The organism is Bacteroides sp. PHL 2737 (assembly GCF_004115325.2).
GTDB classification, from domain to species: Bacteria; Bacteroidota; Bacteroidia; order Bacteroidales; family Bacteroidaceae; genus Bacteroides; species Bacteroides hominis.
In genome coordinates, this window is record NZ_CP040630.1 from 4,254,620 (window position 1) to 4,269,370 (window position 14,751).

11 protein-coding genes and 1 rRNA gene are annotated in these 14,751 nt (G+C 44.9%); 5 read left to right on the forward strand and 7 right to left on the reverse strand.

Going from position 1 to position 14,751, the window contains the following annotated elements:
- Positions 1–224: 224 nt before the first annotated feature.
- Positions 225–1,753 (reverse strand): 16S ribosomal RNA (locus tag DBK98_RS17600).
- Positions 1,754–2,325: 572 nt separating this feature from the next.
- Between DBK98_RS17600 and DBK98_RS17605 the strand changes: the two genes are divergently transcribed.
- Positions 2,326–2,529 carry a hypothetical protein gene (locus DBK98_RS17605; RefSeq protein WP_032536081.1) on the forward strand — a complete coding sequence of 68 codons (204 nt, stop codon included), beginning with the start codon at positions 2,326–2,328 and terminating at the stop codon, positions 2,527–2,529.
- A 972-nt stretch (positions 2,530–3,501) separates the two neighbouring features.
- Here the strand turns inward: DBK98_RS17605 and nagA are convergent.
- Positions 3,502–4,653, reverse strand: coding sequence for an N-acetylglucosamine-6-phosphate deacetylase (gene nagA, locus DBK98_RS17610; RefSeq protein WP_005779792.1), 1,152 nt, complete (start codon positions 4,651–4,653; stop codon positions 3,502–3,504).
- A 156-nt stretch (positions 4,654–4,809) separates the two neighbouring features.
- Here nagA and DBK98_RS17615 point away from each other — a divergent pair, with 156 nt between their 5' ends.
- From DBK98_RS17615 to DBK98_RS17630, 4 genes are all read left to right on the forward strand, one after another.
- The gene (locus DBK98_RS17615) at positions 4,810–5,487 is read left to right on the forward strand and encodes a response regulator transcription factor (protein ID WP_032536082.1); all 678 of its coding nucleotides are present in this window, start codon (positions 4,810–4,812) and stop codon (positions 5,485–5,487) included.
- A gap of 17 nt (positions 5,488–5,504) precedes the next feature.
- A complete protein-coding gene (locus DBK98_RS17620) occupies positions 5,505–6,803 on the forward strand; it encodes a HAMP domain-containing sensor histidine kinase (RefSeq protein ID WP_022012485.1) in 1,299 nt (432 codons plus the stop codon).
- A 317-nt stretch (positions 6,804–7,120) separates the two neighbouring features.
- A complete protein-coding gene (locus DBK98_RS17625; protein ID WP_005806767.1) occupies positions 7,121–7,558 on the forward strand; it encodes a PepSY-like domain-containing protein in 438 nt (145 codons plus the stop codon).
- An 84-nt stretch (positions 7,559–7,642) separates the two neighbouring features.
- On the forward strand, positions 7,643–8,485 hold the full coding sequence (locus DBK98_RS17630; RefSeq protein WP_032536084.1) for a PepSY-like domain-containing protein: 843 nt from the start codon (positions 7,643–7,645) through the stop codon (positions 8,483–8,485).
- A gap of 184 nt (positions 8,486–8,669) precedes the next feature.
- On the opposite strand, the gene DBK98_RS17635 is transcribed toward DBK98_RS17630, so the two are convergent.
- From DBK98_RS17635 to DBK98_RS17655, 5 genes are all read right to left on the reverse strand, one after another.
- Complete coding sequence (locus DBK98_RS17635) at positions 8,670–9,845, reverse strand: clostripain-related cysteine peptidase (RefSeq protein WP_005806771.1); 1,176 nt, start codon at positions 9,843–9,845, stop codon at positions 8,670–8,672.
- Between the two features lie 92 nt (positions 9,846–9,937).
- Complete coding sequence (locus DBK98_RS17640) at positions 9,938–10,339, reverse strand: hypothetical protein (protein WP_005806773.1); 402 nt, start codon at positions 10,337–10,339, stop codon at positions 9,938–9,940.
- A 100-nt stretch (positions 10,340–10,439) separates the two neighbouring features.
- The gene (locus DBK98_RS17645; protein WP_005779810.1) at positions 10,440–11,300 is read right to left on the reverse strand and encodes an RNA polymerase sigma factor RpoD/SigA; all 861 of its coding nucleotides are present in this window, start codon (positions 11,298–11,300) and stop codon (positions 10,440–10,442) included.
- A 234-nt stretch (positions 11,301–11,534) separates the two neighbouring features.
- On the reverse strand, positions 11,535–13,082 hold the full coding sequence (locus DBK98_RS17650) for a trypsin-like peptidase domain-containing protein (protein ID WP_032536085.1): 1,548 nt from the start codon (positions 13,080–13,082) through the stop codon (positions 11,535–11,537).
- 305 nt (positions 13,083–13,387) lie between these two features.
- Positions 13,388–14,722 (reverse strand): transglutaminase family protein, encoded by a 1,335-nt coding sequence (locus tag DBK98_RS17655; protein ID WP_032536086.1) that lies wholly within the window; start codon positions 14,720–14,722, stop codon positions 13,388–13,390.
- Positions 14,723–14,751: the final 29 nt, after the last annotated feature.

A 14,751-nucleotide genomic window follows, 5' to 3' on the forward strand; every position in this document is an offset into this window, starting at 1 on the left:
CTATCGGCATTGTCGGCTGCGTTCGGCATAATCGATGCAAGCATCGCTTCTGCTCTCTCTTGCTCGACAATTCAACCGTGTCCTGTCTTTAGACTCGGCTTCTGTTTTTCTCTTGTTTATCTCTATCTATATTGCTATAGACGGTCGATCTATATTCTATAAATAAACAAGTACCAGTAGTACAATTTTAGAACCGATGAACGTCGTTTCCAACATCGCTCCAGAAAGGAGGTGTTCCAGCCGCACCTTCCGGTACGGCTACCTTGTTACGACTTAGCCCCAGTCACCAGTTTTACCCTAGGACGCTCCTTGCGGTTACGTACTTCAGGTACCCCCGGCTCCCATGGCTTGACGGGCGGTGTGTACAAGGCCCGGGAACGTATTCACCGCGCCGTGGCTGATGCGCGATTACTAGCGAATCCAGCTTCACGAAGTCGGGTTGCAGACTTCGATCCGAACTGAGAGAGGCTTTTGGGATTAGCATCCTGTCACCAGGTAGCTGCCTTCTGTACCCCCCATTGTAACACGTGTGTAGCCCCGGACGTAAGGGCCGTGCTGATTTGACGTCATCCCCACCTTCCTCACATCTTACGACGGCAGTCTCTCCAGAGTCCTCAGCATGACCTGTTAGTAACTGAAGATAAGGGTTGCGCTCGTTATGGCACTTAAGCCGACACCTCACGGCACGAGCTGACGACAACCATGCAGCACCTTCACAGTGGTGATTGCTCACTGACATGTTTCCACATCATTCCACTGCAATTTAAGCCCGGGTAAGGTTCCTCGCGTATCATCGAATTAAACCACATGTTCCTCCGCTTGTGCGGGCCCCCGTCAATTCCTTTGAGTTTCACCGTTGCCGGCGTACTCCCCAGGTGGAATACTTAATGCTTTCGCTTGGCCGCTTACTGTATATCGCAAACAGCGAGTATTCATCGTTTACTGTGTGGACTACCAGGGTATCTAATCCTGTTTGATACCCACACTTTCGAGCATCAGTGTCAGTTGCAGTCCAGTGAGCTGCCTTCGCAATCGGAGTTCTTCGTGATATCTAAGCATTTCACCGCTACACCACGAATTCCGCCCACCTCTACTGTACTCAAGACTGACAGTATCAACTGCAATTTTACGGTTGAGCCGCAAACTTTCACAACTGACTTACCAGTCCACCTACGCTCCCTTTAAACCCAATAAATCCGGATAACGCTCGGATCCTCCGTATTACCGCGGCTGCTGGCACGGAGTTAGCCGATCCTTATTCATATTATACATACAAAACAGTATACATACTGCACTTTATTCTAATATAAAAGAAGTTTACAACCCATAGGGCAGTCATCCTTCACGCTACTTGGCTGGTTCAGGCTCGCGCCCATTGACCAATATTCCTCACTGCTGCCTCCCGTAGGAGTTTGGACCGTGTCTCAGTTCCAATGTGGGGGACCTTCCTCTCAGAACCCCTATCCATCGAAGGCTTGGTGGGCCGTTACCTCACCAACAACCTAATGGAACGCATCCCCATCCTTTACCGGAATCCTTTAATAATCAAACCATGCGGAATGATTATCCCATCGGGTATTAATCTTTCTTTCGAAAGGCTATCCCCGAGTAAAGGGCAGGTTGGATACGTGTTACTCACCCGTGCGCCGGTCGCCAGCAAAGAAAGCAAGCTTTCTTCCTGATGCCCCTCGACTTGCATGTGTTAAGCCTGTAGCTAGCGTTCATCCTGAGCCAGGATCAAACTCTTCATTGTAAAAGTATTGTTATATATCCCAATAAGGGACAATATTAGCTCTGTTCAGGATGTCGAAAATTTATTGACGGTCATTTTTTCATATACCTATATAATAGGTATTGACGGTTCTAAATTTTACTTGTACTACTTGTATTGTTTATCAATTTTTCAAAGAACTCTTCTTTTCGATTGCGCTTCGTTTCAAAAGCGGGTGCAAAGGTAAAAGGTTTATTTTAAAACGCCAAATGTTTTTGGAGGTTTTTTTTAAATGTTTTTCCGGTCTGTTCTCCGACTCTCTTAGCGAAAGGGAAAGGCACCGGAATAAACGCCTTTTATCGCGAATCGGACTGCAAAGATAACGAATTTTAATATTAAACTCCAAAGAAAAAGGAGATTATTTTGGTGATCCGTTAAGGCAATCAATACGCACTTGCAACATGTCAATTTCAATCGGCTCTCCCTCTCTTGGAAAGCGGGTGCAAAAGTACGCGATTTACCAATACAAGGCAAATATATAAGGAAGTTTTTTTCATAAAAATATAAATTCAGATGTAAAGGGCTGAAGGAGAGGTAGGTTTTAAAACAGGATTATGGGGAACGGAAAGGAAAAGAAGGAAAATGACACATTATTATATTATATAAAGGGGAAGTTTTCCGGAGAGGACGGAAAGGATATTTGCTACGAAAGGGAGGAGAACGAGTGTTTTGGGGTGGAATTGCGGAGAAAAATAGGGAATTGGAGGAAAATTGGAGGGGATGAAACTGGAATTGGACAGGGACTGAATGGAGAGTGAACGGGAATCAGATGGGAGTCAGATGGGAGTCAAACAGGGATTAAACTGAAAAGTCGGTGGGAATCAGACGAGGATTGGACGGAAATTAAAACAGGAATCAGACGGGGATTGAATGGAAATTGAGCAGGAGTCAAACAGTAATCAGACAAGGATCAAACAAGAATCAGACGGGAATTGAACGGAATCCTGCGTTAACATTGTTAATGCGGTTGGGGAAACATTTATTTCAGGGATGGAAATAACAAGGCTTTTGCTTCGAAAAGACTTGTTATTTGGAGACAAAAGCCTTGATTTAACATCCTGTTAAATCAGGTAATAGGAAGAGAAGAAACGAAAGGAAGAAAAAGATTGAAGATGAAGACAATAGAGAGACAAGGGAATGTTTACCGGGAAAAGGGATAAGTGGCGGACCGAAAAGGATAGTTACGATTGAAGTAAGTATAGTTGCGATCAAAGCAGATATGGGTGCAATCAGAGCAGGTATAGGTGCAATTAAAGCAAGTGCCAATGCAATTCGGAAGAACACATTTGCGATCCGGAAAGCCTAATTATACAATATTTTCACAAGCAAAATTTGGGACGGAAACGGGAGAAGCCTACCTTTTAAACCAAAGGCTCGTTGGTTTAAAACCAAGGAAGCGTTGATTTTAAAGATAAAGGGGGCTTGGTTTTAAAAGTAAAAGGATGGCCGTATAAGGAGGCTATAGGGGCGTTTTTCAGGAAATTGAGAGGTGATCAGAGAAAAAGAGAGAATAAGGAAATATACCGATCTAAGAAGAGACGAAGTTGAAAATTAACGGTAATTGAACCACAGATAAAAGTAAGTCGTTACTATTCTTATCCTCCTCCCCTTCCATTTATAAGAATAGAATAAGAATAGTAACGACACTAACAATTTCTATTGAAAGCCCTTCTTACAAATAACCGGCATAAGAGGGCAACAGTAAATTTGTATAATCCGTAGTGAACTATTTACGACTCCTTCACCAACTGCCCCATAGCCCATACCGCCTTGACGTTCAGATCACGATCCAGGATCAGAATATCCGCATCTTTATCCTTCTGGAGAGATCCTTTACGGTCATAAACTCCCATAATACGGGCAGGAGTCTCAGAAGCCATACGTATGGCATCTGCCAGGGGAATATCAGCCTTCACCATTGTACGCACCAACTGATCCATGGTAGCAATACTACCTGCCAAGGCCGAACGGTCGGCAAGCTTGCACACACCGTCTTCTATAATAATACGGGGATCGTCAATTGCCTTGCCTTCAGCAGCCGCATATGAAAGTGCGTCGGTCACCAGGCAAGTATGCTCCACTCCCTTCAGCTTATAAGCCAGTTTCAAAATAGTGGAAGGCAAATGAATGCCGTCAGCAATCAGCTCGATAGTCATGCCATCGGTCAGGTAGACACTCTCAACCGTTCCCTCGTATTTATATTCGCGACGCTTATGAAAGCCCGGCATTGCATTGTAGAAGTGCGCAGCATGTGTAAATCCTGCCTCGTATGCTTCCTTTATGCCATCATATTCGGCTTCCGTATGCGAAACAGCTCCTACAATGCCCTTCGACTTCAGATAACGTGCAAAGTCAAGTGCTCCGGGCAGTTCGGGAGAGGCATCCCAACGCTTGATGCAATCGGTGCTTTCAAGCAAAGAGGTGTATTCTGCCACATCGACTTCTTTCACTTGGTTTGCAAACTGTTCTCCCGCCATCTTACGGTTCAGGTAAGGGCCTTCCACATGCAAGCCGAGTATCGGGCTATCGGATTCGGCCATCAGTTTTTCGCATATATCTACAGCTTTGCGTATTTCGGAGAACGGAGAAGAAGAAAGTGTCGGGAAAAAACTGGTGGCACCGTGCTTCATGTGTGCAGCTATCGCCGTACGGAAAGCCTCTTCGGTACATTCCGTAAAATCGTGTCCTCCCCCACCATGGGCATGCATACAAACAAAGCCGGGAACAATATACATTCCTCTGGCATCCACCAGATTGGCACCGATCAGCGCCAGGTCGCAATTAGTTACTTCCAGAATTTTTCCATCTCTCATCAACACAGAACCTTCGTTCAACCAACCTTGCGGAGTAAATATGCGTCCATTGATAATTTGAGTCAACATGATAAATTATAGTATTAGAGATTCATACTCGTGTTATTTTTGTTTATTGGAAACAAAATTAGACACTTCTGTTGAGATAGAAAAATAAAATAGCTTTTCTTTTCAGTTTTATTTCAGAAATAAGCCTTTTCTTTGCAGGTAGAAATAAAAAGCCCTATGAAAATATTAATAATCGAAGACGAACCCTCACTGAGGGAACTTATCCAGCGTTCGCTCGAAAAAGAACGCTACGTAGTGGAAGCTGCCGCAGACTTCCAGTCGGGATTACGCAAGATAGAGGACTACGATTACGACTGCGTCTTGCTGGACATTATGTTGCCTGACGGCAATGGGCTGAATCTGCTGGAGCAACTGAAGAAGATGCATAAACGGGAAAATGTAATTATCATCTCGGCCAAAGACTCCCTGGACGATAAAGTACTGGGACTGGAACTGGGTGCCGACGACTATCTGCCCAAACCCTTTCACCTGGCCGAATTAAATGCCCGCATCAAAAGTGTGATCCGACGCCAGCGCCGCGACGGAGAAATGGACATACGCCTGGCCAACATACGTATCGTTCCCGATACATTCCAGGTATTCGTAGATGACAAGGAAATAGAATTAAACCGCAAAGAGTATAATATTCTTCTCTACTTTGCCAACCGTCCCGGACGACTGGTAAACAAAAACACACTTGCCGAATCGGTGTGGGGAGATCATATCGACCAAGTAGACAATTTTGATTTCATCTATGCGCAAATCAAGAATCTGAGAAAGAAACTTAAAGATGCCGGTGCCTTGGCAGAACTTAAGGCTGTATATGGATTCGGCTACAAAATGACTGTTGAATAAAAAAAGACCCTACCTCCATGAAGTTGATATACCGTATTATCATCCGCATCGCACTCATGCTGACAGTTGTTCTCGGGGCATGGGCTGTATTTTTCTATATAGCCGTGATAGATGAAGTGAACGACGAAGTAGACGACTCTCTGGAGGATTACTCGGAAACCATCATTATCCGTGCCCTGGCCGGAGAAGAACTGCCCTCGAAAAACAATGGGTCGAACAATCAGTACTATCTTAGAAAAGTAAGCAAAGAGTATGCCGACGAACGCGAAGATATCTGCTACAAAGACTCCATGGTTTATATTGTGGAGAAGGAAGAGACTGAACCGGCACGCATACTGACCACCTTATTCAAAGATGACGAAGGGCAATATTACGAGCTTACCGTATCGACACCGACGATCGAGAAGGACGACCTGAAAGACGCCATGCTGGGATGGATTATTTTTCTGTACATCGTCCTGCTGCTCACCATCCTGATTGTCTGCATCTGGATATTTCACCGCAGCATGAAGCCACTTTACAATCTGCTGCGCTGGCTGGATGCCTACAGGATAGGCCGTCCCAATCGCCCTTTGAAGAATGAAACGCAAATTACGGAGTTCAGGAAGCTGAACGAAGCAGCCATCCGCAATGCGGAACGAAGCGAGCACATCTTTGAACAACAAAAGCAATTCATCGGCAATGCTTCACACGAAATGCAAACGCCGTTAGCCATCTGCCGGAATCGCCTGGAAATGCTGATGGAAGACGACTCCTTGTCTGAAGCACAGTTGGAAGAGCTGATAAAAACGCACCAGACCCTGGAGCATATCACCAAGCTCAATAAATCACTGCTGTTACTATCCAAAATAGATAACGGACAATTCTCCGAGACCCAAACGGTGGAGTTCAACAGCATGCTCAAGCGATATATAGAAGATTATGAAGAAGTATACGGCTATCGGGAAATTGAGCTGACGTTAGATGAACAGGGAATATTCCGGGCGGAAATGAATGAATCATTAGCAGTCGCCCTGATAACGAACCTGCTCAAAAATGCGTTTGTACACAACGTAGACGGTGGACATATCCGGATTGAAATAACCGGCCATAGCATGACCTTCAGGAATAGCGGCACAGACCGTCCCCTGGATGCGACCCATATCTTTGAACGATTCTATCAGGGAAGCAAAAAGGAAGGTTCGACCGGACTGGGACTTGCCATAGCCGACTCCATCTGCAAATTACAGCATCTCACACTCAGGTATTATTTTGAGAAAGATGAACACTGTTTCGAATTACGGAAGAACAATTTCACCACAGATTACGCAGATTAACACAGAACGAATTTAATCCACTGAGAACCGGCGACATTCATCTGCGCAAACACGTGTAATCTGTGGTGAATACGACTCCCCGGCACACCTGCCTGTACAAAATCTTTTCATATCTATTGCGAGAAGGATTTCCCGCTCAGCGTTAAATGTTGTGTAAATATACAGTATAAGTTCAACCGGATGAACAAGAGTAATCGAACTTTTATTTAGAAAAAAGTATCAAAATGGAGAGAATTCCCAATTCTTTTCAGAATCGACCTTCATCTTTGCAATATAAATTAATTGCTAACAGTAAAAACCATTAAAAAAGGATGAATATGAAAAAGTTACTTATTTTATTCGTATGCCTGTTCACTCTGCAAACCATCGCAAGAGCGGACGATGATAAACCTATCCAGGTAAGCCAAATGCCGCAGAAGGCACAGCAGTTCATCAAACAACATTTTGCCGGCAACAACATTGCCATGGCCAAAGTTGAAAGCGATTTCTTACAGAAAAGCTACGACGTCATTTTCACCGACGGCAACAAAGTGGAATTCGACAAGAAAGGAAACTGGACTGAAGTAAATTGTAAATTCAGTGTAGTGCCACAGGGCATAATACCCGCTCCTATCCAGAAGTACGTAACCACCAACTATGCGGACGCGAAGATTCTGAAAATAGAACGTGATAAAGCGGATTATGAAGTGAAACTGTCCAACGGATGGGAACTAAAATTCGACTCTAAATTTAACTTAATCGATATCGATAACTGATGTTACGCACATATACGGGTATAATTCCGCTTTATTACAATATGCGCATAACATGAATTGACAACTAAAAAAAGTATAGTAGAAATGAAACTGAAAATGTATTTTCTTCTTTTGGCACTGGGTGCCCTGGGATTACAAAGCTGTGATAACGATGATGATGATGATCTGTCTTATGTACCGGCAGAACTGAAAAACGCATTCACCGCAAAGTACCCGACAGTCAGCAATGAAAAGTGGGAAACAAAAGGTAACTATTATGTGGCTGACTTCCGCCATCAAAACTATGAAACCTCTGCTTGGTTTACTCCGGACGGAACATGGCAAATGACAGAAACCGACATTCCATATCAGGCTCTGCCCTCAGCGGTAAAAAGTGCTTTTGAAAGCAGTGAATATGCAAAATGGAAAATAGATGATGTAGATATGCTGGAACGTCTGGATATGGAAACCGTATATGTCATCGAAGTAGAATCCGGCAAACAAGAGTTCGACCTGTATTATTCGGCAGAAGGAATCCTGATTAAAAGCGTTGCAGACACGGACAATGATTCGGGAAATTACCTTCCGGCGGAAGTCCCCGCAGCCATCGAGAACTTTATAAAAGAGAAGTATCCGAATGCGCGCCTGGCGGAGATTGAAGTGGAACATGGAATGACAGAAGTCGATATTATCCACAACAATATCAGCAAAGAGGTTGTATTCAACAGCTCCAACCAATGGGCATACACTTCCTGGGACGTACACCGGAATGCACTACCGGTTGAGGTAACCAATGCAATTGCCTCTTCACCACAATATGCCGGATATCACGTAGATGAAGCCGACTTTTTTGAAACTCCCACAGGCGAATACTATCTGGTTGAACTGGAAAAAGGAGAGCTGGAAGTAAAAGTGAAAATCACCACAAAAGGAGAATTCATCCCATAAGTACTAAAACCGTGGCAGGTGGCCGACCTGACACAATGCATAAAAAGTGTGTCAAAACTCTTTTCACCACGGAGTAACACAGAGTAGCACAGAGTCTTTTAACTAATAATCAATAACTTAAAATCGCCTCTGTGTTATTCTGTGTCCTCTGTGGTGAGTTTCGACACAGCCTCACTTTTATTGCTTATTTATACCAACCGGTATCTGCCCAACCGGAAGCCTTATACCATCCCGTATCCCGGTAGGACGTATTGGTAGACTCCCTATTCGTCATTGGAATATAAGTGGAAAGCCCTTTCGCCTTTGAGTCCATGGTAAACATGCCGACGTATGCCGAATAGTTGCGCGGAGTCGACTTCCAGTAAACCATTACCTTATCAAAAGCCGCCTTCCATGCATCATAATCGCTGTTACCGGCTGTCAGCTTGTAAATATACTGATCGAGGTCATGATATAACGCCAGGTATCTCCGGTCATAACACATCACCCCTGAAAGATCGAAATCAGTCTTTCCCGTCACATATTTGGGAAGTATCTTTGCTGTGGCAGCTGCCAGATTTTCAAGTTCACTCATTTTTGCGACTCCCACCGAAACCCCACCGGTCCAGTTTTCATTAGTCAGCCCTACCCCGTCGTTATACCTGTTTTCATAGTAGGTATAATAAGCAGAGACAATCTTCATGGTCGGGTTTCCGGCAGTAAACATAGCGGGAACCACGTCTTCATAAGGAGCTCCTACACCGGGAATTTCAGTAGGTGAGCTGATCATATAGTCACCGCAGTCACGTAAAGCATAAGCCACTTCCACCGACTCCATGAAACAGGCATCGAAGAGCAAGAAATCAAGCTTTGGAGCCACCTGTAAGGCTTCGTGCAGATCGTCTATATTCATATAATCATTGCCGTCTTGTCCGAACCAGCGCGTTTTGGCCGGCGAGGGTATCCATCCTTCTCCATGCGACCAGAAGCCCATACCGTAACTCTCTGCCTTATAAGTATTGAAAGCAGTTGAAATGACTTTTTTCATAACAGCCACATCCGTTGAGTTCTGTTCCGGATAGTTGGCAACCACTTCTTCCACAACCTGCCCTTTACTGTTTTTACCCAAACGAACCAGACGGGGAGCCGAATAGTCATCGATATAAACCAACAGATTATTAGACGTTGCATCCACCTGCTTCATTCCTTTTATCATTTCTTCCATATCCAGCCGGGCAAATGGAGACAAAGAGTTTTGCGCCATCATATAAATTAAAACCGTACGCGAACCATACGCCGGAAGAGTAGGTTCATCTTCATTCCGGCAAGCGCTGAACAACATGACAAAACTTACAAAAAAAAGAATCATTTTTGATTTCATATCTGTATTGAATTTAAAACCTAAAAAAAAGGATGCTTAAAAGCTCCTCCATCAGGAGCTTCTAAGCATCCCCTTCTTATATAACGTTTAAGTTATTCTTCCGGTTTAGTGAATTTAAAACTTTGGGTATCTATTTTCTCAAGAGCCACCGATTTATTCTTTTTATATTTGCCCAATACCTTTGCAGCCTCCTTTTCAAGTTTCTTCTGATTCTCCGAGAAGTAGATCATACAAGTACGGTTGGGTTGTCCTTTATCAATCTCCAGATAGTTTTTCAGTTGATAGCTGTATATCTCTCTATGCGGCAGAAATCCGTTTTTATCCAGCGCCACGCTATCGAGTACCTGAATCTCGGTGTAGTATACCACTGTATCGGTAAATGACGCCGATACTCCAAAAGCATAAACGGGCTTATGTTCTCCTTTTTTCAACGAAAACGCCGAGCACAATGTAAACACTAACGCTACGGCAAACAGTATTTTTACGTATTTCATATTCTGTTATTATTTTAACTTCGCAAAGATAACAAAAAAAAACGCCCATCAAAAGATGAAGCGTTTTTTAAATACTTTTTCGGAAACTGATATATCTTGCTTATCCCAAGTAAGATTTGAGCAATTTACTACGATTACTTTGTCTTAATCTTCTGATTGCTTTTTCCTTAATCTGACGAACACGCTCACGTGTGAGACCAAATTTGTCGCCGATTTCCTCTAATGTCATTTCCTGTTGTCCGATACCGAAAAACATCTGAATGATTTCTTTTTCCCTATCGGTTAACGTAGAAAGAGCTCTATCAATTTCCCTCGCAAGAGACTCATTAACCAGAGAACGGTCTGCCATGGGCGAATCATCGTTCACCAACACATCGAGCAGGCTGTTGTCTTCTCCTTCAACAAAAGGTGCATCCACCGAAATATGACGGCCGGATACTTTCAGCGTATCGGAGATCTTGTCAACCGGAATGTCCAGTTCACCTGCCAGCTCTTCGGGAGACGGACGACGCTCGTTCTCCTGTTCGAACTTAGAGAAGGCCTTGCTGATTTTGTTCAGCGAACCAACCTGGTTCAACGGAAGACGAACGATACGGGATTGCTCTGCCAATGCCTGCAAAATAGACTGGCGAATCCACCATACAGCATAACTGATAAACTTAAAACCACGTGTTTCATCAAACTTCTCGGCAGCTTTGATCAGTCCTAAATTGCCTTCATTAATCAAGTCGGGCAAACTCAAACCTTGGTTCTGGTACTGCTTGGCTACGGATACGACGAAACGAAGATTGGCACGTGTCAGTTTCTCTAATGCTACACGGTCACCCTTACGAATGCGTTGAGCGAGTTCTACCTCTTCTTCCACAGTAATAAGGTCCTCGCGACCGATTTCCTGCAAATACTTGTCAAGAGAAGCGCTCTCTCTGTTAGTGATACTTTTGGTAATCTTTAGTTGTCTCATTCTTATAAAACAGATTTGGAGTGCAAAGTTACGACAATTTATTTGTTAACGTATAAATTTCCACAACTTTTTCACCATTAATTATCTACTACTACAAACAAAAAGAGTGTCGACTGGTTGATTGCCGGCACTCTCTTTTCGATTTCCTTAGCTATTATTAAGCTACCAATTACTTTTTTCGGCAGACGATTCACTGGTGTGACCATACTCACCACACAGCAGCTTTCAGCTAATTTACTCCTGAGTCAAGTCTACAGCGTAATATCCGCGTTTTCCTGAAGGGAATACTCCTGTGAGGAAGAGCACCTGGTTCGGTGATTTCACAGCAGCTTTCATCACTTCTTCAAGATCGCTGACTTTACGCATCGGCTGATCGTTGGCTTTCAGGATGATGAAGCCCTTTCGTACACCGGCATCCGCCATCTTGCCCGAAGTCACTCCGGTCACCTGCAAGCCGTATCCGAGATTGAGTTGTCTCTTCAAGTCGTCCGGCAACTCCTTAAAGGCAGCACCCAAAATCTCCATACCTGCATCCTTCACAATCTTTGTTGTACCTTGTTCATTCTTCAACGTTACGTCGATATTCTTTTCTTTCTTGTCACGCATCACCTTCACGGTAACTTTATCACCCGGACGATGCTGTGCAATGGCTTCCTGCAAATCGGCGAAGTTCTGAACTTTCTTGCCATCGATGCCGATGATGATGTCGTTCACCTTGATATCGGAACCGGCAGCAGAACCGCCATCCACAATCTCACGAACCCACACGCCGTCTACAACGCCAAATTCTTTGCGTTTATCGGCCAAAGTAGCTCCCGACTTGTCAATCGGCTGATCGGACATCATGTCGCCGTCACCCGCAAGAGAAGTACCCTTGATTCCCAGCAATGCACGCTGTACGGTTCCGTATTGTTTCAGGTCACTGACCACTTTGGTCATCACGCTCGTCGGAATGGCAAAACCATATCCGGCATAAGCACCCGTGGGTGAAGAAAGAACGGCATTGATACCTACCAACTCACCTTTTGCATTGACCAAAGCTCCACCACTGTTTCCCTGATTGATAGCGGCGTCTGTCTGGATAAACGATTCCACACCGCCAATACCGTATACGCCCAAAGTACGTGCCTTGGCGCTGACAATACCTGCGGTTACAGTCGAAGTCAGGTTGAAGGGGTTACCTACCGCCAAGACCCACTCTCCCACTTTCAGGGCATCCGAATCGCCGACAGGAATGGTCGGAAAATCATCTCCTTCGATTTTGACCAAAGCCAGATCCGAATTCGGGTCGGTACCGATCACACGGCCTTTAAACTCACGGTTGTCATTCAACTTCACAACAATCTCGTCCGCCCCGTCAATCACATGGTTGTTGGTTACGATATAGCCATCCTTCGAAATGATGACTCCCGAACCGAAACCGACACGCGGCTGGGTCTGTACACGGCGCTGCTGTCTGCCTCCATTACCGAAAATATCTCCGAAGATCTCGGCAAACGGATCTCGCACGGTGACTGTTTGTTCTTTAGCTTGTTGAGTCGATTTTATATGTACCACAGCATGAAGCGAATTTTCTGCTGCCTGCGTCAGATCCACAGGCTGTGCATTAATGGCGTCATAAGCAGCCAAGCGGGCATTGGGATTCTGACGGAACTGTTCGCTGAACGACAGGCTGTCTCTGTTTTCCGGTTTCAACATCGTATACGTTGTCACTCCGGCAACTCCTGCGCTGAGAAGAACAACCGCTCCTACCCCGAGAATGTTTTTTGTTGTCTGTTTCATACTATTCTTTTTATTCATTTAATTGTTAATATTCTACTTTCATTTAACATTTACGACGTTAAAATAACGACAAAAATCATTCTGTTATTCTCCTTGTCACTCTTTTTTGTTCTCTTTTAACAGTGAATCTGCAGAGCTTAACAGCGGTTAACGGCAGAGACTGACAAATTAGCATTCGTTGCATGACACACAAGTATTTAGAAGGCAGAAAAAAGACTTAAGCGTTTCCCTCGAAAGACTAAAGTCTTTTTGAGAAACACTTAAGTCTTTTCGGAAAACGCTTAAGCCTTTTATGGAGAATGAACTTAATAATTCAAGTAGTCTATATCCATATGATAACTCCATTGCGGGAAGTACAGGTTTCCCCCTTCCCACTCTACCTCCCCACGCTGGAAATCAACCGTTTCACTACGCGGATATTTCTTCTCGGGAACCAACGGCATGGAATAGTCACTGTTGACTATCATACGCCAGGAATCGATACCTCCCAGAAAGAACATCTTTTCTTCGGGATTGCCAGCAAATGCGGGAATGCCGAATGATTGATCTACCGGCACCCAGCCCGCGCCTTCGAAATAGACTTCCGCCCAATCGTGCAGGTTCCATGCACGGGGATGCATCATAAAGCCGCTCTGGAAACGGGCAGGAATGCCACTGCAACGGCAGAGGGTGATAAACAACAGGCTCACCTGGCCACAATCGCCGTGACGATTGTCGAGCACATATTCCGGAATATTCTCAATAGTGGAATATTCGCGGGCCGAGGCCCAGGGCAAATGATCGTTTATCCAACGGAAAATGCGTTGCGCCTTCAACAAAGGATTGGTTTCACCGGCTGTCAGATTGGCAGCCAGCTCTTTGATACGGGGTGAAAAACGGATATGTGTGTCCCGTTCGGCAGTATATTCTTTATAAAGAGCACCGACAGTATCATAAGGCAGTATATTTTCGGGCTTCAACGGATGCCATTCGGCACACGAGGTATACTCAAAGGTTTCCGAAAAGACCGTCGGCTCACCGGGAATGGCCTGCTTCTCCATATAGAGGGTGCTGTGCCGGCATGAAGGCGGAGCCAATGTATAGCGGAGCTCGCTGGTACGTATCAGTTTCACGTTTTGCTGACGGGCCTGATCCGTACGGGGATAGGGCAGCCAGCAGCGGATCGTTTTTCCGGCAGGAACCGCGTTGCTGTCCACCGTCAGCGTGTAGGTGACCCGCATCCGCTTGGGCTGCACGACAGGCGTTCTTTCTTTCCTGACAGCAGCCATCACTTCGGGCAGATGTTCTTTATTGACTTGTTCGCTCGTGCTCAATGAAGTGCCTTCTTTCTCCATTTTGACGGCACAGCAGGCAGAGTCTATCCGGAACAGGTTGGGACCGGCATTGCGGAAATAACGTTTCTCTCCGTCGATCACCCGGTATTCAAGCGCTTTGCTCTCTTCCCATTGGCGCATCTGTTCGTCCGTCACGTCGGGAATGTATTTGCGGATATAGTCTTTCACCTGAGATTCGGTCAGACAGAAGTCCGCCAGCAACCGTTGGTGCAAGTCATCGTCCCAGTTGTAAGGCTTGGGAGCCTGCCGCGAAGTACAGGCTGAAAGGCTGATAAATACGGCAATTATATAAAGTAGTTTTTTCATTATCAAAACAGTTTCAAAGGTTTATCCGC

Coding starts and splice junctions, on each gene's coding strand:
- DBK98_RS17655 (WP_032536086.1), bottom strand. CDS start 14,722: ATGAAAAAACTACTTTATATAATTGCCGTATTTATCAGCCTTTCAGCC.
- DBK98_RS17605 (WP_032536081.1), top strand. CDS start 2,326: ATGGGGAACGGAAAGGAAAAGAAGGAAAATGACACATTATTATATTAT.
- DBK98_RS17620 (WP_022012485.1), top strand. CDS start 5,505: ATGAAGTTGATATACCGTATTATCATCCGCATCGCACTCATGCTGACA.
- DBK98_RS17650 (WP_032536085.1), bottom strand. CDS start 13,082: ATGAAACAGACAACAAAAAACATTCTCGGGGTAGGAGCGGTTGTTCTT.
- DBK98_RS17630 (WP_032536084.1), top strand. CDS start 7,643: ATGAAACTGAAAATGTATTTTCTTCTTTTGGCACTGGGTGCCCTGGGA.
- DBK98_RS17615 (WP_032536082.1), top strand. CDS start 4,810: ATGAAAATATTAATAATCGAAGACGAACCCTCACTGAGGGAACTTATC.
- DBK98_RS17645 (WP_005779810.1), bottom strand. CDS start 11,300: ATGAGACAACTAAAGATTACCAAAAGTATCACTAACAGAGAGAGCGCT.
- DBK98_RS17625 (WP_005806767.1), top strand. CDS start 7,121: ATGAAAAAGTTACTTATTTTATTCGTATGCCTGTTCACTCTGCAAACC.
- nagA (WP_005779792.1), bottom strand. CDS start 4,653: ATGTTGACTCAAATTATCAATGGACGCATATTTACTCCGCAAGGTTGG.
- DBK98_RS17635 (WP_005806771.1), bottom strand. CDS start 9,845: ATGAAATCAAAAATGATTCTTTTTTTTGTAAGTTTTGTCATGTTGTTC.
- DBK98_RS17640 (WP_005806773.1), bottom strand. CDS start 10,339: ATGAAATACGTAAAAATACTGTTTGCCGTAGCGTTAGTGTTTACATTG.